Origin of the sequence: Synechococcus sp. KORDI-52 (genome assembly GCF_000737595.1) — a bacterium.
Taxonomy (GTDB): Bacteria; Cyanobacteriota; Cyanobacteriia; order PCC-6307; family Cyanobiaceae; genus Parasynechococcus.
Map to the genome: position 1 here is coordinate 1933461 of NZ_CP006271.1, position 19284 is coordinate 1952744.

Here is a 19284-nt window from a genome sequence, read left to right on the forward strand (position 1 = left end):
GGCCTGATCAGGAGAGCACGAGACGGTCGCTGCTGCGGGCTTCAAAAGCCTGAGTGCGAAGCGAGGCGATCGCTGCATCAACATCTTTGACGCAGAACTGCGACCCAAGTCGCACGTAGCGAACGGTGTCGCCGTGACGCACCTCAGCAACCACGGGCACCTTGACGCCCAACTCATCCCGTTCCGGACGATGTTGGTTCAGGCATTCCCGCAACTTGTGTTGGATGGCGATGTCGCTGGCCTGATCTGAGGGGAGCTGAATCAGCAGAAGATTGAGCTCATCAACGGCGCGGCAGTCTTCAATGATCAGCTGAACGCGCTCGTCACGCCGATCCACGCCAGCCCACACCAACAATCGCGCTTCGGCCATCAGGTGATCGGCGAGGCGGGCGTAGCTCTTGGGGAACACCACGGCTTCGCAACTTCCGGTGAGATCCTCGAGCTGCAGAATCGCCATGCGATCGCCCTTCCGCGTGGTGACCTGGCGCATTTCAGTCACCATCGCAATGGCACTCACCTTGGCTTTGTCTGGCTGTTCTTCCAGGGAGCCCAGACCGATGGGGGCCAGGAGTTTCGAGGAGGGGGTGAGCTGCTTGAGCGGGTGATCGGACAGGTAGAAGCCCACCAGATCTTTTTCGAGACGCAGCTTTTCGGTCGGGGGATAGTCCGGTACCGGTGCAGCCTTGGGTGCATGGCTGAGATCCGCCGGCCCATCGGCATCGGCGGCAGGAGCCATCAGATCAAAGAGGTTGCCCTGGCCGCTGTCTCGGTCTTTGGCCCGTGAGGAGGCCCAATCGAGCAGCAGATCCAGATCAGCCATCAACTGAGCACGGTTGGCCTGCGGATCCATGGCATCAAGGGCACCGCAGTGAATCAACGACTCCAGACCCCGGCGGTTGAGCACCGAGGACGGGAGCCGATCGCACAGATCGGCCAAGGAGCGGAAGGGCCCGTCACTGTCGCGGGCGGCGATCAAGTGACGAATCGCACCGTCCCCAAGGTTGCGTACGGCGGAGAGTCCGAACAGGATCCGATCGCCGTTGGGGGTGAAATCGGTGAGCGAAGCATTCACATCCGGGGGCATCACCTCAATACCCATCGCATTGCAATTGGAGATGTAGCGCTGCACCTTGTCGGCGGCTCCAGCATTCACCGTGAGCAGGGCCGCCATGTAAGCAACCGGGTAGTGCGCTTTCAGATAAGCCGTTTGGTAGGTGACGGCGCCATAGGCCGTGGAATGGCTCTTGTTGAAGCAGTATTCAGCAAAGAGAACCATCTGGTCGAACAGTTCGTCGGCGACCTTTTGATCAACGCCGCGCTCTCCGGCACCTTGAACGAAAATGCCGCGGTGCTTCTGCATCTCGGACACTTTTTTCTTGCCCATCGCCCGCCGCAGCAGGTCTGCCTGACCCAGGGAGTAACCGGCCAGATCCTGCGCTATCCGCATGATCTGTTCCTGGTAGACCATGATTCCGTAGGTCTCGGACAGGATCGGCTCAAGAATCGCGTGGGCGAAGTCGATCGCCTCCCGGCCGTGCTTGCGGTTGATGAATTTGGGGATCAGGCCAGCATCGAGGGGACCCGGTCTGTAGAGAGCAAGGATCGAGGAGATGTCTTCCAGGGATGACGGCTTGAGATCACGCACGATCTGCCGCATGCCACTGGATTCCAACTGGAAGATCCCCTCCAGATCACCTCTCGCCAGAAGGGCAAAGGTCTCTTCATCCTGGGGCGGCAATTTGTCGGGATCGACACGGGTGCCACTGCTCACCTCCACCAGTTCGAGGGTCTTTTCGATCATCGTGAGGTTCTTCAACCCCAGGAAATCCATCTTCAACAGACCCATGGATTCCACGTCTTCCATGAAGTACTGCGTGATCACCTGACCATCGTTGTTGCGCTGCAATGGCACCAGTTCATCGAGGGGGTCAGCGGCGATGACCACACCAGCAGCGTGAACCCCGAAAGTTTTGTTGGTGCCCTCAATCCGCATGGCCATGTCCACCCAACGCTTCACCGTCGGATCAGCCTCGTACTTCTCGCGGAACTCGGGGTTGGGGGATTCCTCGCCGATCATCGCCTTGAGCTTGGCGGGCTTGCCGCGAACCACAGGGATCAGCTTCGCCAGACGGTCGGCATCGCCGTAGGGAATATCGAGCACTCGGGCCACATCCTTCAACACCGCCTTGGACGTCATCCGGTTGAAGGTGATGATCTGCGCCACCTTGTCTTCGCCGTAGCGCTCGGTGACGTAGTCGATCACCTCACCACGACGCTCGATGCAGAAGTCAGTGTCGATATCAGGCATCGACTTGCGTTCCGGATTGAGGAAGCGCTCAAACAGCAGGCAGTTGGTGATCGGATCAATGTTGGTGATCCCCAGGCAGTACGCGACAAGCGACCCTGCAGCGGAACCACGACCCGGGCCGACGGGGATGTTCTGTTCCCGGGCAAAGCGGATGTAATCCCAGACCACCAGGAAGTAGGTGGGGAATCCCATCTGCTCCATGATCTTGAGCTCATGGGCCATGCGCTCGGCATAGTCGTCGGGCAAGGGAGCCTCAAGGCTGAGCTCGAGCCGATCCCGCAATCCCTGCTCCGTCACCTCCCTCAGGTAGCTGACGGGGGTGTGGCCCTCGGGGATGGGGAAGCGGGGCATTTGATAGTGGCCAAGGATGTCGTAGGGCTCCACCTTCTCAGCCACCTTGACTGTGTTGGCGATCGCGTCCTGAACCACCTCAGGCTCAAGGTGATCCCCGAAAAGAAGGCCCATCTCCTCCTCGGTTTTGATGTATTCGGTACCGGTGTAACGCAGCCGCTTCTCATCGGTGATCAGCTTGCCGGTGAGCACGCAGAGCAATGCGTCGTGGGCTTCAACGTCCTGCTTGCTCAGGTAGTGGGCATCGTTGGTCGCAACGATCTGGATGCCGAGTTCCTTGGCAATTTTGACGATCTCCACGTTGACGATCCGATCCTCCGGGGATCCGTGGTCCTGGATCTCGAGGTAATAGTCGTCGCCGAAGACTTCCTGATACCAAGCTGCCACCTTGCGAGCCACATCGGGGCGACCACGCAAAATCGCCTGGGCGATCTCACCGCCGAGGCAGGCCGTGGCGATGATCAGACCTTCGCTGTGTTGCTTCAGCAGTTCCTTGTCAATGCAGGCACGGGAGAAGATCCCGCGTCCCCGCATCCCCCGCAGGTGACTGATGCTGGTGAGCTTTACCAGATTGCGGTAACCGGTGGCGTTTTTCGCCAGCACAACCAGGTGGTACCGCTTCTCTTTCTTAGGTTGCGGGTCGTCAATGGACCCATTGATCACATACATCTCATTGCCGATGATCGGCTTGAGATCCGTACCCCGACAGAGCTTCAGCAGCTCAATCGCGCCGTACATCACGCCGTGATCGGTCAGGGCGATGGCCGGCATGCCCAGCTGCTTCGCCCGCTCCACCATGGCAGGCAACTGCGACGCGCCATCAAGAAGGCTGTAGTCGCTGTGGTTGTGGAGAGGAACGAAAGCCATGGGGTCAGATTAGGACCCGACGCAAGATCCAGCGTTCAGGGGGAACACAACCCCCCACATGTGGCGCAACTCAGGGAACCAGCGCGGCTTCCGGGCGTGACGCAAACACCTGCGCGGCCTGCTCGTACTGGTGAGCCACCTGAAGCAGACGCGGTTCATCCAACACATTGCCGATCAGTTGCATCCCGATCGGAAGACCCGCCGCACTGAATCCACAGGGAACACTGATGGCGGGGAGTCCAGCCAGGTTGACCGGAATCGTCAGCAGGTCGGCCAGATACATCGCCAGAGGGTCGTCGGCGTGGGCGCCAGCCTTGAAGGCCGTGGACGGCGCTGTTGGCGTGAGCAGCACATCCACACTCTTGAAGGCCGCATCAAAGTCTCGCCGGATCAGGGTGCGCACCTGCTGCGCCTTTTTGTAGTAAGCATCAACGTATCCGGCGGAGAGGGCATAGGTGCCAATCAGGATTCGCCGTTGCACCTCGGCGCCAAACCCTTCAGCACGGCTTCTCGCCGTCATTGCAGCCAGGCTGTCGGCGTCTTCGGCACGGAAGCCGTATTTGACACCGTCGTATCGCGCCAGATTGGCCGAGGCCTCCGATGGTGCGATCACGTAGTAGGTAGCGATGCCGTCGTTGAACCGGGGGCAGCTCACCTCCACCAGTTCAGCGCCAAGAGCCTCAAGCTGGGCAGCAGAGGACTGCACCGATGCCTTTACCTCGGGATCGAGGCCTTCGGCGTCGAAGCACTCTTTGATCACCCCTACCTTGAGCCCCTTGATCGACTGGTTGAGGCCGGCACTGAAATCGGGAACCGCTGCATCAAGGCAGGTGGAATCGCGGTGATCGGGTCCTGCGATCACCTGGAGCAGTTCGGCCACATCCTCGACATTGCCGGCGAAGGGACCCACCTGGTCCAGGGAACTGGCAAAGGCCACCAGGCCCCAACGGCTGACGCGGCCGTAGGTGGGCTTGAGGCCCACCACGCCACAGAACGACGCCGGTTGGCGGATGGAGCCACCGGTGTCGGACCCCAGCGAAGCGACACAACTGCCGGCGGCGACAGCCGCAGCACTGCCACCGGAGCTACCGCCCGGCACATGGGCGGTGTTCCAGGGGTTCTGCGTGGCACCAAACGCGGACGTTTCGGTAGAGCCACCCATGGCGAACTCATCCAGGTTTGTCTTGCCCACCAACACACCACCGGCTTGCCAAAGCCGCTCGGTCACCGTGGATTCGTAGGGCGGCACGAACTGCTCAAGCATCCTGCTGGAGCAGGTGGTGCGAACACCTTTGGTGCAGAGGTTGTCCTTGATCGCCAGGGGAAGTCCAGCCAAGGGGCCCAGGTTCTCGCCGGCGGCGCGAGCTTCATCGATGCGTGACGCCTCAGCACGGGCCTTTTCGGCCGTGACTTCAACAAAAGCATTCAGCGAAGGCTCAGAACGTTCAAGCCGCTTGAGGTGCTGATCAACGAGCTCGCGGGAGGAAACCTCGCCGCACTGCAGTTGCTGACGCCACGCGCTGATCGTCATGTCCCTGCGATCCATTGCAGCAAGGACGCTATCAGCCGCAGGATCAGCCCTCCGCTGAGATGGTGAGGGGCTCGGAGCGCCGGGTCCGCAGCAGGGAATGGCTGATCGACTGGGGTTGCTCCGACTTGACGTCGTCCAGGAAGGAGCTGAGCTCGCTCTCCAGCCCCTTGCGGGTGATGAAAGGACCGAACCAATAGGTCACATCAGGGCCTGAGGTCTGAACACGCGCCCACCAAGCGACTCCAAAGCCATTGGCAAGGCTGCGCAGCGGCCGAATCAGGGGACTCATGGGAGAACAAGGACCTCGGGGCATTGTGCCCCGAGATCTTGGTAAGCGCGCTGTTTTCAGGGAGATAGCTGGATGTTCTGATCGAACGGCAAGGCAGCATCCGGCTGCGGTGGGTTCAGATCAAGATCAATCCGATGTTCCGGGGCCTTCTCCACAGGAGCTTCAGGCTGTTCAGGCGGAGCAGCAGCAGCAGCAGAATCCGTCTCAACGGACGATTCAGCACCCGCAAGATTGGGCCGCCGAATCGGCGGAGAAGGCGCTTGGCCGTGAATGTCCTTCATCCAGTTGCGACGTGCCACTTCGTAGACGCAAAGAGCTGTGGCAACGGAGGCGTTGAGGCTGGGAGTGATGCCCCGCAGTGGGATGCGAACCAGCTGATCACAATGGCGCCGGGTCATCAGCGATAAGCCCTGATCCTCGGATCCGGTGACCAGCACCAGCGGGCCGCTGAGGTCGACATCGGTGAGGGTCACATCCCCTTCAGCGGCAAGGCCCACCACCCTGTAGCCGGCGTCCTTGAGCTTTTCCAGGGACCGATTGAGGTTGACCACACGCGCCACCGGCAGGTGTTCCAGGGCTCCGGCGGCCACCTTGGCGGCCGAACCGGTCAAGCCAGCACTGCGGCGCTGGGGAATCACCACACCGTGGGCGCCCATCGCCTCAGCAGAACGAACAACTGCCCCGAGGTTGTGGGGGTCGGTGACACCATCCAAGGCCACCAACAAGGGAGGTTCCCCCAGATCCGAGCAGCCCTCGATGAGGCTGTCGAGGTCGAGGGTTTCCGCCGCCGCCGTTTGAAGGGCGATGCCCTGGTGAACAGACCCACCTGTGATCTGTCCCAGCCGGGCCCAGGTCACCTCTTCCACGAGTACGCCCGAGGCCTTGGCCTCACGCAGAAGCTGGAGGAATTTGGACGCACTGCGCATCTCTGCAGTGCACCAGATGCGATGGATGGGTCGTCCGGCCTCCAATGCGGCCTGGGTGGCATGACGCCCCCAAATCAGATCGTCTGCTGGGGGTATGGCTGCTGCGGCCTCCGGTGCTGCATCTGGGCGCTGAGGACGGCCCTCGTCGTAACGGGATCTGGTGCGTTGGGACGGTTGGCGCCGTTCATCCCCGGAACGCCGACGGTCTCCATAACGGTTGTTGCGATCGCGAAAACGTCCTGGCCCCGAGCGGTCGTTTTGAGAGTCCGAACGGGAGGCGTTCTGATCCCGGTCGTAGGAACGCGAGCGATTGCCAAACCGCTCTTTCGAGCGATCACCCGCTCGATCATCGAAACGATCCCCAGACCGCTCAGTGAACCGATAACCGGAACGATCACCACCGCTCGAGCGCTCCCAGCCGCCATCGCGTGGCGGGCGTCTGTCGCGGAAACCGCTGCCTTCCCGACCACTTTTGGCGTAAGGCGAACGACCGCCATTAGAGCGGCGGTTGCTTGGCATAGGCCGAGCATCGCTGGGGCGCCCCATCGAGGAGCGTCCTGAAGATGGTCGGCCAGCGGGCGTCCTGCCCCGTGGCGGTCGGCCACTGCCACTCCCTCCTGGCCCCGAACGTCCATCGCGGGATGGGCCGCTGGAGCGACGTTCAAAGCGAGGGCTCATGGTGTCAAGGCAACGTTATGGGTTGGATCCGGCTTGCTCCAGGTGATCGAAGAGCTCCGCAAGCCGGGCTGGATTGTTCAGAAACAGCCAGCCCACCATTGTCTCAAATCCTGTGGCCCTTCCATACACAGCGGCATCGGCACGCCGAGGACCACGGCCTGCGCTGTTGCGCCCTCGACGCACGAGATCACGTTCCTCGGAGGTCAGCAGTTCGCGATTTTCCAGCAGGGCCAGAAAACGGGATTGAGCATCGGCGCGCACATCAGCCACGACAGCGCGGTGCAAGTCAGCGGAGCGACCGGGCGTGACTCCATGGCGGAGACGCTGATGCAACTCCCAAACGGCATCACCGATCCAAGCCAGTTGCAATGGGCCCAACTGCTCGTTGATGCCGACAGGAGCGTGGTTGCGAATCCAGTCGCTCAAGCAGCCAGCTGGTTCAGGGCGGTCGGCAGATCGTCCACCAGATGCAGAAACTCTTCAAGTCGCACCAATTTGACCGTCTGGGTCACCCTCGTGTTGCCGACGAGTAGAAACGATCTCTTGGCATCCGTGCATTGTTTGGCCAGTTGCACCAGAGCTCCGAGGCCGGATGAGTCAAGAAAATCGATCTTGCTCAGGTCAAGAACAGCAGGAAGTTTGCTGGCCTTCAGGACATCGGCCACGTAGTCCATGAACTGTTTCTCGGAGTACGCATCCAATTGGCCGGTGAAGTGAAACACCAGACATCCGGCCTTCTGTTCGAATCCGCCCCTTAGAGAGACGGTCAGTCGCTGCAGTTCGCTGATGGGATCAAGCCCCCCAGGCATCATCGGCACGAAGTGTAGTGATGCTGAGCGTGGACTACCACCTCATCAACGACGATCGGCCATCAGCGTCACAAACCGGGCGAAATGATGATCCGCGTCATGGGGTCCAGGACTGGCTTCCGGGTGGTACTGCACCCCGAAAACAGGCTTCTGACGGTGGGCAATCGCCGCCACGGTGCGGTCATTCAGGTTGAAGTGCGTGACATCGATGATGGTGGGATCCAGCGAATCAGCGGAGAGGGCGAAACCGTGATTCTGACTGGTGATTTCAACCTGGCCTGTGGTGCCACAGGGGTGATTGAGACCGCGATGCCCATAGGACAGCTTGAAGGTCTCGCCGCCGAGGGCCAGGCCAAGGATCTGATGGCCCAGACAGATGCCGAACAGGGGTAGATCGGATTCCTCCAGCAACAGCTTGGCCAGGGCAATCCCATGGCTCACCGCCGCCGGGTCGCCAGGGCCATTGGAGAGAAAGACACCGTTAGGGCGATGGGAACGAACCGTGGCCAGATCCGTGTCTGCCGGCAGAACAGTGACGTCACAGCCATGGGCGACAAGGCGGTCGAGGATGGCTCGCTTGATCCCGAAATCAATGGCGACGACGCGGAAAGGAGCGTCGCTGCGACGCTGCAAACGCTGATCGAAGCCAACACTGCAGGCCTGATTCCATTGGTAGGGCTCACGGGTGGTGACGCGGTCGGCCAAATTGAGCCCCTGCATCGACGGGGCCTGCTTCAGGAGCTCCAGCAACTGCGCCGGGGTCTGGCCGTCACTGCTGATCACACCATTCATGGCCCCCACCTCACGCAGGTGACGGACCAGGGCACGGGTGTCCAAACCGCTGATACCCACCAGCTGAAAGGTCTGCATCCAGCTTTCAAGGGGCTGTTCACAGCGCCAGTTGCTGGGCAACGGAGCCAGCTGGCGAGCAATCACGCCACGGGCGTGAGGGCGATCAGCCTCTTGATCATCAGCGTTCACCCCTGTGTTGCCGAGTTCGGGATAGGTGAAGCTCACCAATTGGCCGGCGTAGGAGGGGTCTGTCAGCACCTCCTGATATCCGGTCATCCCAGTGTTGAACACCACCTCACCAATGGTGGTGCCGCGATGGCCAAAGCCGACACCGGTGAGAACCGTGCCATCGGCAAGGACGAGATAAGCCTTGTCTGATGGTGAATCGGGCATCGAAGGGCCGCCGCAGGTCATCAGTCATTCATTCTCCATCTCCGTCGGACAGGGCCTCGCGTAGAGCGACAAGCTTGTCCCAGGCCTTGCCCTCGTTCAGAACAGTCAGAGCCTGGACGGTAGCCGCCGACAGATCGGTTTGCAGCCCAGCAGCCCAGAGCACCAACGCTGTGTTGAAGGCCACCACCTCCGTCTGCGCCAGCGATCCCTGCCCCTGCAGAACGTTCTGAAGGATCTGCTGGTTCATCGCGCAATCCCCACCCCGAAGCCGATCGAGGCCCACCCGCGTCAAGCCCAGGTCTTGAGGGGAAACCTCTTTTGTCGTGATGCCCCCGGATTCGATCAAACGCAAGGCATTGGGACCCGCCAACGACGCTTCATCGAGGCCTCCAGCACCATGAACCACTACAGCGCGGGTCAAGCCCAATTGCTGAAGAGCTCCAGCCATGGGATCAAGAAGCTCCGAACGCGCCACTCCGAGAACCTGCGCCTGAGGCTGCAGGGGATTGACCAGGGGACCCAGCAGATTGAACACCGTGCGCACCCCCAAACTGCGTCGCAGCGGCGCCAGATTCACAAGGGCTGGATGCCAGGCCGGAGCGAACAAAAACGTGACCCCAGCTCCTGGCAAGGCCTCCACCACCTTGTTCAACGGTGCCTTGAGGTTGAGCCCTAACCCTTCCAGGACATCAGCTGAACCCACCTTGCCGCTGGCACTGCGGTTTCCGTGCTTCGCCACACTGACGCCACAGGCGGCGGCGGTGAAGGCGACAGCTGTAGAAATATTGAAGGTGTCAGCACCATCGCCACCGGTGCCGCAGGTATCGACCATGGCCAGATCTGGACGGGCACAGGGGAGGGGGCAGGCCTCTCGCAGGACAGCTGCCATGGCAGCCAGCTCATCGGCCACCATTCCCTTGGCCCTCAGCCCTGCCAGGAAAGCTCCGGTCTGAACAGGTTCGAGTTCCTCAGCCAGCCAGGCACGCATGAGAGCGGTGGCCTCTTCAGAGGCCAGGTTGTTGCCCTGCAACAGGTGGTCCAAACAACTGGACCAGGGACGCGTGTCTGAGGGCATGAAAGATTGGCTGGCAGTAAAAAACCCGGGTGCGAGGCACTCCGGGCCAGGTGATGGGGACCGTCCCACTATCTCTCAGATCAGCGACGAACGACCAGCGGTTGAAGTCGGATGCCTAGGTTGGCGAGCCAACGGGAGCCACGAGCTCGCATGGCTGTGCTTCGTCTCGACCTGATCGGCCGCTACCTGCGCCCCCATCGACGCACCGTCCTGTTGGGAGCCATCACTTTGGTGGTGGTCAACATTCTGCGGGTAACGATCCCGATGGAAGTGCGCAGCGTCGTCGATGAGCTGCAGGAGGGATTCAGCTATTCAGCGATCCTGCGTCAGGCGGGGTGGGTTGTGCTCCTTGCCAGCACCATGGGAGTGATTCGCCTGGCCTCGCGGCAGCTGATCTTCGGAGTGGGTCGGCAGGTGGAAGTTGATCTGCGCCAACGCCTGTTCGAGCACATGCTCCGTCAGGAACCCGAGTGGATTCAAAGCAAGGGCAGCGGTGAAGTCATCAGCCGTGCCACCAGCGATGTGGAGAACATCCGGCGTCTGCTGGGATTCGCGATTCTCAGTCTGACCAACACGCTTCTGGCCTACGCACTCACGCTTCCAGCCATGTTGGCGATCGATCCATGGCTGACCCTGGCCGCTGTGGGGCTCTATCCCGTGATGCTGAGCACTGTGCGGCTGTTTGGTGGGCGCATGATGCGTCAGAAGCGCGCCCAGCAGGAAGAACTTTCGGCTCTCAGCAATCTGATTCAGGAAGACCTCTCGGGGATCGGAGCCATCAAGATCTACGGCCAAGAGGCATCGGAACAGGAGGCCTTTGCGGCACGCAACCGCAGCTACCGAGACAGTGCCATTCGTCTGGGGAGAACTCAGAACACCCTGTTCCCTCTGCTTCAGGGCATTTCATCGATGTCGGTGCTGTTGCTGCTGGCCATCGGCAGCGGTCAGCTCGAATCCGGCCGCCTCAGTGTTGGTGGTCTCGTTGCACTGATCCTCTACGTGGAGCAACTTGTGGTCCCAACGGCACTCTTGGGTTTCACACTCAACACCTTTCAGACCGGACAGGTCAGCCTCGAGCGGGTGGAGGAATTACTGCAGCGCGAGCCTCAGATCAAAGATGCAGATCCTGTGCCTGTCCGCTCTCGCTCAACCCAGCAACGGAAGGGATGCTTTGAAGCCCGTGGTCTGACGGTGCACTACGACAGTGCTGAGAACAACACGCTCAACGGCCTGAGCTTCTGCATCGAACCGGGAGAACTCGTGGCCGTTGTTGGTGCAGTGGGATGCGGCAAAACCACCCTGGCTCGTGCCTTCGGACGCATGGTCCCCCTTTCGCCAGGCCAGCTGTTTTTGGATGGTGTGGATGTAACTCAGATGGCTCTTGAGGATTTGCGCCGTGATGTGGCAATCGTTCCCCAGGAGGGCTTTTTGTTCACCAGCTCCCTGGCTGACAATCTCCGCTATGGCGACCCTGAGGCAACGTATCAACAGGTCGAACTGGCTGCCGATCAGGCTCGCCTGGCTGATGACATCAAGGGATTTCCCGATGGTTTCGAAACCATCGTTGGCGAACGGGGCATCACGTTGAGTGGTGGGCAAAGGCAGCGCACGGCACTTGGACGGGCCTTGCTGATGTCGTCGCCTGTGCTGGTTCTTGATGACGCCTTGGCGAGCGTCGACAACAACACGGCCGCAGCAATTCTCGATTCAATTCGAGCTCAGGATGCTCGCACGATCGTGATGATCAGCCATCAGCTGTCTGCCGCCGCTGCCTGCGATCGAATCCTTGTCATGGAGAGCGGGCGCATCGTTCAACAGGGGCACCACAGCCGACTGATTCAGCAGCCCGGGGTCTACAAGCGACTATGGGAGCGTCAGCAGGCATCACAACAACTGGACACCATGGCTTCCTGAAGAATCTCGGAGCTGTTTCTGACAATTGTGATATTCGTGGCTTAGCTGGAAGAACGGCGATTGTTTTCATGACCAGCGGGTCCCCATTTGCGGTGCGCTGCACGCTCACGTTTGGCGACATCTACGGGCAAGTGCTGGCCTGGATGGCCGTGATCTTTGTGAGCCTGGCTTCAGGTCTCGCCCTGATGGGATCGTCGCGACCGGTGTTTGCCCTTGTTGGGGTGGGGCTGATTCTCGTCCTCAGTCTGCCTTTTCTACTGTTTGCGTTTGTCACAACGCTGTTGAACCATATCCAACTCGAACCACAAACCCCACTCGCTTCAGACAGCCAAAACTGACACCGAATCCTCCAGAAAGTATGGATAATTCGCGACCTTGATTGATCCAATTCAACAGCTAAAACTCCAGAGCAGCACTGCTGATCGGCTGGACAGCCATGAACAGTGAAAGCACGAAGGATTCAGCCTTCATTCCCATCACATATGAACTGTTAGCACCAACCGTCAACGATTTTCATCCATTCCTGCAGCAGGATCAAGGCATTTTTATTCCAGAACAACCTGGTTCGGCCTTCTTTTGTGCGGGCGGTCAGTCAGGCGACCATGGCATCAACTCTCGCTCGATCACGAACTTGATGCGGCAACAACGATCTGAATCAGCTGCCTAAGCTCCGTTAATTGGCGAAATCAACATGCTGCCTTCCTGGCTGTCTCCCCGTGGCGGAGCTGAAGCCTCCACACCGGATAAGCACGCAGTCTTGGGGACGCCGCTCAAAGCTCCACTGATGGCCGACCAAGAGGAAGCAGTCTTTGCCTGTGGATGCTTTTGGGGAGCTGAAAAGGGGTTTTGGCGACTTCCGGGGGTGGTGACCACTGCTGTGGGCTACGCAGGCGGCCAAACCGAGCAACCGACCTACAACCAGGTCTGCTCGGGCAGAACCGGACATACTGAAGTTGTGCGGGTGGTTTGGAGTCGCCCGGCTCTGGACTTCAGCGACCTGCTGAAACTGTTTTGGGAATGCCACGACCCCACCCAGGGAGACCGGCAGGGTAACGACACCGGCAGCCAATACCGATCAGCCATCTACACCTTCAATCCGGAACATCTGCAACTGGCACTGGCCAGCCGGGAGGCTTATCAAGCCGCCCTCACTGAGAAGGGTTATGGCGCCATCACCACCGAAATACTGGAGAATCAAACCTTTTACTTCGCCGAGGACTACCACCAGCAATATCTGGCCAAACCGGGCAGTCGCCCGTACTGCTCAGCAATGCCAACCCAGACTCTGCTCGGTGACTTTGAAGGCTCCAACTACAAACTTCCGAAGCAAGTCTGGGACAAGTACGACTGGTCAATCCAACACTGCGTGCTCCGCTCCGACAATTCCCCCATCCAGCTCTCCATCTGAAACATGATCAACAGAAAGGCGAGTCCTTAGAATTCAAAAATCAGAGATCTTGAGCTGTTGTTTTAGTCTTAAAAATGAAGCCGTTTAAATTCCGGCCTGATTCCATTGTGTTCGGTTCATAGGTTTTCGATTGAATATAGTGTCTTTCCATAAAGACGAATAGGAGATCGTTCTCGGAAATGGGGCCAACGTGACCATCTGAGTTTGTTTGCAATCCCCAATAAGCAGCATTTTTCACTATCCAGTATCTAGGGCGATCCATGGACGGATTGGCTGGATCATTGGATGTGCCCATCGTCAAACGCTGTGAGGCCGTCGCTACTGCAACACACAATCCCCATTTCATCGAAAGACTTCCTCCCGCATTTCAGATGAGTTCAATGAGAATTTGATGAACACAGTCTCCTTGCAGAAGGAATCAGACCTCGACGGCTTCACCCCTTACTGGGGACTGCTGGGGTTTTCCGCATCGCTCTGAAGTTGATGACTGCCACAACCGGTTAAAAGCTTCTTTGCGGAAGCCGTGACCTTCGTTGAGCGACGATGGGCCATCGGGGATGATCAGGCCCCTTTCGAGAAGAGTTCTGAATCTCAGATCCATGCCGTCTCATCGCGGTGAACTCACCAGATCCAGAAGTCGGCGCTGTCGACCACCCAGCCCTGAAACCTTGAAAATTAAATAGATCAACATGCACGAGCAATGAATCGATGATGGCTGCAACGATGTCACCTGTCGAGCAGGGTGACATTTTTGGGACTGGCAAGATGAACCGATCAGAACGATCATCAGCGCTGATTGGTGAATTCCGGCGGCTCACCACTGTTGCTCTTTGCCGTTGCATCGATGAGTTTGAGGACGACGAAAAAGAACATCGCTGTAGCAATCATCCCAGGACCAATCCCAATTCCAAAGATCGACAGCACCCAGCCTCCAAAAAAACTAATGAGCACCCATACAATGATTGCTTCAGTCCTCTCTGCTTGATTCATCAGAGCGATTCAACTAAAACAAGGATCCCCTCAGCGATCAGTTTCCACATCCCCCATTCGAGTGATTGAGGCAGATTTGTGTTGCCCCCTTTGGTTCAAGCACCCTTGGAGCCAGGCGAAACACATGTCGTGCTCTGCTTCAGCGAAAAAAGCATCAAGTCAGATCAGCCAAGACTCCATCACTCGATCCCCTCCAAGGTCTTGCACACCTCCAGAGTGCTAACGATTGAAGGTTCAGGACATTGGCTCGAAGTGTTGAGAGAGGTTGATCCTTCAGGGACAGCAAAGACGGTGTCGGCGGCGATGGGTCCGATGCGGTGGAGAGGTAATGCCCTTGTGTTGGGCCTCCATCAGGTTCAGCAAGCTTGCATTGATAGCAGAATGATCGTCATTTATGACAGAGAATATTCAGCTCATGAAATCTTGTAGACAGCAAATAATCAAATAGAGCTTGTGCTTTTTTGTGATTACCGGTATTCGTATAACGCCTCACTATCTTGAAAAGCTCTTGCTTGGAGGAATGAGAAATCATTATTGTCTTTGATGTGTGAGCGTTCTGGCCCGTTCAACACACCATCGGGTTCTTCGAAGATCCACTCGATGATCGATGTCGCAGGTGCCAGTAATGCTGATCACAGGGGCCCAGAACCTCTGCAACAACTGAGACGAGAGGCATACCAGCAGGTAGCACCCAGCGGCCTGCCCGGATCGTCTTCAGCGAGGTTCACTTACCCCTGGTTTGCCGGAATCTTGCACACGCGTCAGAGGCATTGGGGCGCAGTGCTAAGACAAGTTGTTCAAGCGGGACCACGTCAATGCGGGTGTTGGTGCAAGAAGGTCCAATAGAACGCAGCGCGGTCCGAAGCAACCATCCTCTTCTGGATGTTGGAATCTTTGATCAAGAGCTCTGCAACAGTGCAGCCTGGAATCGCCGCAGACGGCGGCTGAAGGGCTGGTGAATGGCAGCGGATGGCCATCGCACAACAGAGCGCAAGATTGGCAGGACTTGTATTGCTTAATTAGCTAATTAACAGACAACCACAAGAACTTAAAAATTTCCACTTTAAACTGTAGATCAAAACCATTTAATTGCTTGCAGCATGACAGACAGCATTCAGCGTATGCACATCTGCTGCACTTGAAGGCTGATTACCGTTGATCAGGCCTCGTTGACAATCTGCCCGAGCAGTGACTCGAACCCCATCAACCGTATACGTGAATTCAACATCCTCAAGCTGAGGGGATGATTGATCAATTCCGTAATCAAGCATTCGATTGGTTTCAGGCACAACAATCGTGGGAGAATTTTGCACGCGAGAATTGGCAATTGCGGATGAAATCATTGCACCGGTCGCCAATCCTGCAATTCCCCAGGCAGCTCGTCTGTCTTGATACCAGCCCCAATGATTGTGGTGCCAATGACCACCGCCACCGTGATGATGACCGCCCCCACCGTGATGATGACCGCCCCCACCATGATGATGGCCACCGCCACCGTGATGATGGCCAGCGTGAATTGGCATGACTCCTGTCAAAGTCAAAGCCGACGCAAGCACGAAAATGCGAAGCATGTCTTAGACAACACTTCTTGCTTCATAGCCACAGCCAATCAATTGACAAACAACATTAAGTAATAAAAAGAAACCTTGATGAGGCTGTGGCACCTTGGGGACATCCTCTAAAGCATGCACGATTGCTGAGCAAAACTGAATTCACATCAGCCATGGAGGAGATCATCCAGGCACCTGATTTGTGCATGGACAGCCAGGGTCAGATGAAGTTGTGGCGAAGCATCCTTCCAGCCAAGGGGTGACTCCACCCCTGGCAGTTTCAGCGACACCTCAACAGAGTCGGCGATCTCCCGTGTTCCTCAGCGACTTTGAAGGCACCCACTTGAAGCGTCCGAAGCAGGGCTGGGCCAGATGCGACTGATGGATCAGTCAGTGCACGCTCCGATCCGACAACGCCCCGATTCAGTTCAGCGCCTGAACGAGGGAATCAGAAGGATTCAAACAACAACGTCACCAGAGACAGGCCAAAGGCGAAGACCAAAAGAGCTGCTTTGGTGGGTTTCTTTTTTGATGCCATGGGTTCAACCAGCGATGGAGCCAGAAAACAGGGTGAACAGCAGGAGAGAAGCCCAGACCGCAATCAACAGAGTCTTTCGATTGGGCTTCTGATCTGTCCTATCAAGCGACATGGAAGGTGCATCCTGAGTCTTCACTAGAGGTTTTGTATCACCCATCGCGGCTGCAGAAGGTTCACAACAACCTCTTCAACCCCGGGCTGATCACCACCCGCTTGGTTCGGCCAGGATGGTGGTGAATCAAGCCACGACATGCCCGAGCCCTGGTCTGATCGTCAGGTGATCCTGGCCATCGCCCTCACTTTGATTTTGGTTCTCGGTCTGATCCTCGGCAGTGTTACGCGCAACAGAGAGCAGCAAGCACCGATGCTCTGGCGCGACACGCCGCAACCTGAGGCGACACCATTGGCAATCTGACCACCTGCGCAGAAGGAGATTGCCTCTTGGTGCGATCGTGGAAGGAGAAGGAACCCTCCGTTCTGCAGTGAGTGAACGGCCTGATCGATCCGAGCAGCGTCAACTGCATCCTTTGCCCAGGGGGCTTGTTGAGCTCTACGGCTTGATTGCCGTTCTGGTGGTGCTGATCCCTGAATGGTTGGCGGATGGGACCCTGAATCTGGGCCAGGCGAAAGGGCCTGCGGCCCTCCCTATGCGTTCGAGGGCCTGGCGCACCCTTCCGGAGCTGCGTTTGGCTGCGATGAGCTTGGCGGAGCTGCGTCAGGCAGCCTCCGAGCTGCGGCTGTACCAGTACGGGTCAGCGACGCGCGACCAGCTCACCGCGCGGTTGCTCAGGCGACTCAGACGCTGGGATGCACTGTGATAACTTAATTCTGACGGGGCGTGGCGCAGCTTGGTAGCGCACCACTTTGGGGTAGTGGGGGTCGTGGGTTCAAATCCCGCCGCTCCGATTCAACCGTGTTGTTTCCCCACCTGAACATCAACGCTTCAGGGCTTGAGCCGGCAGACATGCCGGCTCTTTTTTTTGCAATCAGTGGCGGCCGGTGCCGGTCACCACCAGATGCCTGGAGGTATCGATCTGCAGCCAGCCTTCATCCCGCAACTGACCCAAGACGCGGGTCACGGTCACCCGGGTGGTGCTGAGGGCGCTGGCGATCTCCTGATGGGTGAGGCGGAGGTTGAGCCGCAAACCGGCCTCACAGGGTTCGCCGAAGTCCTTGGCGAGCAGCTCCAGGAAACCCCGAACCCGTTCCTCAACGCGCCGCAATCCCAGCAGGGCCAGCAGCGACTCGGCCTGGCGGTAGCGGGCAGCCATGGCCTTGGCCAGGCCCAGTGCCAACTGAGGAGAGTGCTCGAGCTCCGCCAGATTGCAGCAGAGCAGATCGCAATCGGTGAGCGCTACAGCCTCATAGGCCTCCACATTGGTGAATGCCGCACCAAAGGGTTCATTAGGGCCCACCAGGCCCAGCACCAGCTCATCACCATGCACCGAGAGTGCCCCCAGCTTCACCATGCCGCGAACCACAAACCAAACGCTGTTCTTCAGCAGAGGAACAAAACTTCCCGAGGTGACATGAACAACATTGCGATTGTCGTAGCTGTTTTCAAGAAACGCCTTGAAACCAAGAGCTGTTGAACTCAGATCAGCCGACGGAGTGGCAAGCATTTGGAATCCCATGAATCCAGGAAAACTGTATTGAGGACAACATCGATTCCCAACAAAGAGCTGGGAGAGATTCGGTTAAGAAGGCTCTAACACTGATCGAAACTCGAATCATTCAGCGCACACAAAAGGGCCCCGAGGGGCCCTTTGAAGGTTGGTTTTTAAAACCACTTCAAGCGAGGATCACTTGCCGATCTTTTTCACAGCGGCCTTGGACTTGGCCAGGATATCGCCCTTGAGGGGAACGAAGCCCAGGGAAGGAGCTTTGTTCTGAGCAGCATTGCTCAGCATGTAGTTGAAGGCGTCCTGCACCACCTTGGCTTTGTCACCGTTGCCGGTTTTGTAAGCCAAAACCCAGGTGAGGGTTGCGATGGGATAAGCACCCTTGGCGGTGGGGTTGGGGTTCTTGCCAGCCAGGTCCTTGTCCAGGCTGATGCCGTTGAGGGCCTTGGCACCTGCAGCCACAGAGGGCTTGAGGAACTCACCGGACTTGTTCTGAAGCGCGGCGGCAACCACCTTGCCCTTGATGTACGACTGGTTCACATAACCAATCGCACCTTCGCGGTTCTGGATGAGGCCTGCCACACCGGAGTTGCCTTTGGCACCCACGCCTGCAGGCCACTTCACCGATTTGCCGGTTCCGAGGGTCCAGGTCTTGGAGAAGGCCTGCATCGAGTTGGTGAAGGCCTTGGTGGTGCCAGAGCCATCCGAGCGGTGAACCCAGGTGAGGGTGCCGGGCTTGCAGCCGAGCTCCTTCCAATCCTTGATTTTGCCCATGGCGACCTTCACGGCCTGCTCCTGAGTGAGCTTGAGATTGCAGCCGGGCTTGTTGTAGCCGAAGGCGATGGTGCCACCCACCATCGGGATCTGAACCACACCGCGGCTGACCTTGGCCATGTCTGCTTTCTTCATCGGGTCATCCGATGCACCGAAGTTCACGGTCTGGTCGATGAAGGCTTTACGGCCGGAACCGGAACCCACGGCCTGATAGTTGACCTGAGGGCCACCCGCCTTGGCCAGGTCGGAGAACCAACGCTGGTAAATCTTGGCTGGGAACGAAGCACCAGCACCGTTCAATTTGGGAGCTGCCGAAGCCGACATGCCTGCCCCGAGAACAAGCAGGGAGGAGGCGAGAAAAGCCTTTTGTGCAATGCGCATCACGACAACCGAAAGAGGGAGGAGGCTGTATCAACCAAGACCTAATCGGAGCTCAAACCTGCTGTCGTTATGCGCCCGTTAACAATGG

General features: G+C 58.3%; 19 protein-coding genes and 1 tRNA gene. 7 read left to right on the forward strand and 13 right to left on the reverse strand.

Annotated elements, in window-relative coordinates; translation table 11 throughout:
- Window positions 1–7: 7 nt before the first annotated feature.
- The 8 genes from KR52_RS09930 to trpD form a co-directional block, all read right to left on the reverse strand.
- The gene (locus KR52_RS09930) at window positions 8–3526 is read right to left on the reverse strand and encodes a DNA polymerase III subunit alpha (RefSeq protein ID WP_038555358.1); all 3519 of its coding nucleotides are present in this window, start codon (window positions 3524–3526) and stop codon (window positions 8–10) included.
- A gap of 70 nt (window positions 3527–3596) precedes the next feature.
- Window positions 3597–5072, reverse strand: coding sequence for an Asp-tRNA(Asn)/Glu-tRNA(Gln) amidotransferase subunit GatA (gene gatA, locus KR52_RS09935; protein WP_038555360.1), 1476 nt, complete (start codon window positions 5070–5072; stop codon window positions 3597–3599).
- Between the two features lie 28 nt (window positions 5073–5100).
- Complete coding sequence (locus KR52_RS09940; RefSeq protein ID WP_038555362.1) at window positions 5101–5346, reverse strand: DUF1816 domain-containing protein; 246 nt, start codon at window positions 5344–5346, stop codon at window positions 5101–5103.
- Between the two features lie 56 nt (window positions 5347–5402).
- Window positions 5403–6950 carry a 23S rRNA (guanosine(2251)-2'-O)-methyltransferase RlmB gene (rlmB, locus tag KR52_RS09945; protein ID WP_038555365.1) on the reverse strand — a complete coding sequence of 516 codons (1548 nt, stop codon included), beginning with the start codon at window positions 6948–6950 and terminating at the stop codon, window positions 5403–5405.
- 15 nt (window positions 6951–6965) lie between these two features.
- The gene (locus tag KR52_RS09950; protein ID WP_038555368.1) at window positions 6966–7376 is read right to left on the reverse strand and encodes a Mini-ribonuclease 3; all 411 of its coding nucleotides are present in this window, start codon (window positions 7374–7376) and stop codon (window positions 6966–6968) included.
- Window positions 7373–7762 (reverse strand): STAS domain-containing protein, encoded by a 390-nt coding sequence (locus tag KR52_RS09955; RefSeq protein WP_038555371.1) that lies wholly within the window; start codon window positions 7760–7762, stop codon window positions 7373–7375. The genes KR52_RS09950 and KR52_RS09955 overlap by 4 nt, the downstream gene beginning before the upstream one ends.
- A 42-nt stretch (window positions 7763–7804) precedes the next feature.
- Complete coding sequence (gene carA / locus KR52_RS09960) at window positions 7805–8965, reverse strand: glutamine-hydrolyzing carbamoyl-phosphate synthase small subunit (RefSeq protein WP_173402218.1); 1161 nt, start codon at window positions 8963–8965, stop codon at window positions 7805–7807.
- A gap of 7 nt (window positions 8966–8972) precedes the next feature.
- Complete coding sequence (gene trpD, locus KR52_RS09965) at window positions 8973–10019, reverse strand: anthranilate phosphoribosyltransferase (RefSeq protein ID WP_038555378.1); 1047 nt, start codon at window positions 10017–10019, stop codon at window positions 8973–8975.
- A gap of 150 nt (window positions 10020–10169) precedes the next feature.
- On the opposite strand from trpD, the gene KR52_RS09970 reads away from it, so the two are divergent.
- From KR52_RS09970 to msrA, 4 genes are all read left to right on the forward strand, one after another.
- On the forward strand, window positions 10170–11933 hold the full coding sequence (locus tag KR52_RS09970) for an ABC transporter ATP-binding protein (RefSeq protein ID WP_038555380.1): 1764 nt from the start codon (window positions 10170–10172) through the stop codon (window positions 11931–11933).
- A gap of 68 nt (window positions 11934–12001) precedes the next feature.
- On the forward strand, window positions 12002–12271 hold the full coding sequence (locus tag KR52_RS09975) for a hypothetical protein (protein ID WP_038555383.1): 270 nt from the start codon (window positions 12002–12004) through the stop codon (window positions 12269–12271).
- Window positions 12272–12369: 98 nt separating this feature from the next.
- Complete coding sequence (locus KR52_RS09980; RefSeq protein WP_038555386.1) at window positions 12370–12600, forward strand: hypothetical protein; 231 nt, start codon at window positions 12370–12372, stop codon at window positions 12598–12600.
- Window positions 12601–12624: 24 nt separating this feature from the next.
- A complete protein-coding gene (gene msrA / locus KR52_RS09985) occupies window positions 12625–13341 on the forward strand; it encodes a peptide-methionine (S)-S-oxide reductase MsrA (protein ID WP_038555388.1) in 717 nt (238 codons plus the stop codon).
- 40 nt (window positions 13342–13381) lie between these two features.
- On the opposite strand, the gene KR52_RS14445 is transcribed toward msrA, so the two are convergent.
- From KR52_RS14445 to KR52_RS14990, 3 genes are all read right to left on the reverse strand, one after another.
- Complete coding sequence (locus tag KR52_RS14445; RefSeq protein WP_156957702.1) at window positions 13382–13687, reverse strand: hypothetical protein; 306 nt, start codon at window positions 13685–13687, stop codon at window positions 13382–13384.
- A 440-nt stretch (window positions 13688–14127) separates the two neighbouring features.
- Window positions 14128–14331 (reverse strand): hypothetical protein, encoded by a 204-nt coding sequence (locus KR52_RS09990; RefSeq protein WP_038555391.1) that lies wholly within the window; start codon window positions 14329–14331, stop codon window positions 14128–14130.
- 1085 nt (window positions 14332–15416) lie between these two features.
- The gene (locus KR52_RS14990) at window positions 15417–15902 is read right to left on the reverse strand and encodes a hypothetical protein (RefSeq protein ID WP_084221980.1); all 486 of its coding nucleotides are present in this window, start codon (window positions 15900–15902) and stop codon (window positions 15417–15419) included.
- A gap of 767 nt (window positions 15903–16669) precedes the next feature.
- On the opposite strand from KR52_RS14990, the gene KR52_RS14455 reads away from it, so the two are divergent.
- From KR52_RS14455 to KR52_RS10000, 3 genes are all read left to right on the forward strand, one after another.
- Complete coding sequence (locus KR52_RS14455) at window positions 16670–16834, forward strand: hypothetical protein (RefSeq protein ID WP_156957703.1); 165 nt, start codon at window positions 16670–16672, stop codon at window positions 16832–16834.
- Window positions 16835–16901: 67 nt separating this feature from the next.
- Window positions 16902–17237, forward strand: coding sequence for a hypothetical protein (locus tag KR52_RS09995; protein WP_038557207.1), 336 nt, complete (start codon window positions 16902–16904; stop codon window positions 17235–17237).
- Window positions 17238–17251: 14 nt separating this feature from the next.
- Window positions 17252–17325: transfer RNA gene (locus KR52_RS10000), tRNA-Pro, on the forward strand.
- 80 nt (window positions 17326–17405) lie between these two features.
- Here the strand turns inward: KR52_RS10000 and KR52_RS10005 are convergent.
- Window positions 17406–18041: a Crp/Fnr family transcriptional regulator gene (locus KR52_RS10005; RefSeq protein WP_038557210.1), complete on the reverse strand. Its 636-nt coding sequence runs from the start codon at window positions 18039–18041 to the stop codon at window positions 17406–17408.
- A 180-nt stretch (window positions 18042–18221) separates the two neighbouring features.
- Entirely contained in the window at window positions 18222–19196 is a 975-nt protein-coding gene (gene pstS, locus KR52_RS10010) for a phosphate ABC transporter substrate-binding protein PstS (protein WP_038555393.1), read from the reverse strand.
- Between the last annotated feature and the right edge of the window lie 88 nt (window positions 19197–19284).

What these genes read in the sequence shown, in the direction of transcription:
- KR52_RS09930 (WP_038555358.1), bottom strand. Translation starts at nt 3,526, where the DNA reads ATGGCTTTCGTTCCTCTCCACAACCACAGCGACTACAGCCTTCTTGAT.
- gatA (WP_038555360.1), bottom strand. Translation starts at nt 5,072, where the DNA reads ATGGATCGCAGGGACATGACGATCAGCGCGTGGCGTCAGCAACTGCAG.
- KR52_RS09940 (WP_038555362.1), bottom strand. Translation starts at nt 5,346, where the DNA reads ATGAGTCCCCTGATTCGGCCGCTGCGCAGCCTTGCCAATGGCTTTGGA.
- rlmB (WP_038555365.1), bottom strand. Translation starts at nt 6,950, where the DNA reads ATGAGCCCTCGCTTTGAACGTCGCTCCAGCGGCCCATCCCGCGATGGA.
- KR52_RS09955 (WP_038555371.1), bottom strand. Translation starts at nt 7,762, where the DNA reads ATGATGCCTGGGGGGCTTGATCCCATCAGCGAACTGCAGCGACTGACC.
- carA (WP_173402218.1), bottom strand. Translation starts at nt 8,965, where the DNA reads ATGACCTGCGGCGGCCCTTCGATGCCCGATTCACCATCAGACAAGGCT.
- trpD (WP_038555378.1), bottom strand. Translation starts at nt 10,019, where the DNA reads ATGCCCTCAGACACGCGTCCCTGGTCCAGTTGTTTGGACCACCTGTTG.
- KR52_RS09970 (WP_038555380.1), top strand. Translation starts at nt 10,170, where the DNA reads ATGGCTGTGCTTCGTCTCGACCTGATCGGCCGCTACCTGCGCCCCCAT.
- KR52_RS09975 (WP_038555383.1), top strand. Translation starts at nt 12,002, where the DNA reads ATGACCAGCGGGTCCCCATTTGCGGTGCGCTGCACGCTCACGTTTGGC.
- KR52_RS09980 (WP_038555386.1), top strand. Translation starts at nt 12,370, where the DNA reads ATGAACAGTGAAAGCACGAAGGATTCAGCCTTCATTCCCATCACATAT.
- msrA (WP_038555388.1), top strand. Translation starts at nt 12,625, where the DNA reads ATGCTGCCTTCCTGGCTGTCTCCCCGTGGCGGAGCTGAAGCCTCCACA.
- KR52_RS14445 (WP_156957702.1), bottom strand. Translation starts at nt 13,687, where the DNA reads ATGAAATGGGGATTGTGTGTTGCAGTAGCGACGGCCTCACAGCGTTTG.
- KR52_RS09990 (WP_038555391.1), bottom strand. Translation starts at nt 14,331, where the DNA reads ATGAATCAAGCAGAGAGGACTGAAGCAATCATTGTATGGGTGCTCATT.
- KR52_RS14990 (WP_084221980.1), bottom strand. Translation starts at nt 15,902, where the DNA reads ATGCTTCGCATTTTCGTGCTTGCGTCGGCTTTGACTTTGACAGGAGTC.
- KR52_RS14455 (WP_156957703.1), top strand. Translation starts at nt 16,670, where the DNA reads ATGCCCGAGCCCTGGTCTGATCGTCAGGTGATCCTGGCCATCGCCCTC.
- KR52_RS10005 (WP_038557210.1), bottom strand. Translation starts at nt 18,041, where the DNA reads ATGCTTGCCACTCCGTCGGCTGATCTGAGTTCAACAGCTCTTGGTTTC.
- pstS (WP_038555393.1), bottom strand. Translation starts at nt 19,196, where the DNA reads ATGCGCATTGCACAAAAGGCTTTTCTCGCCTCCTCCCTGCTTGTTCTC.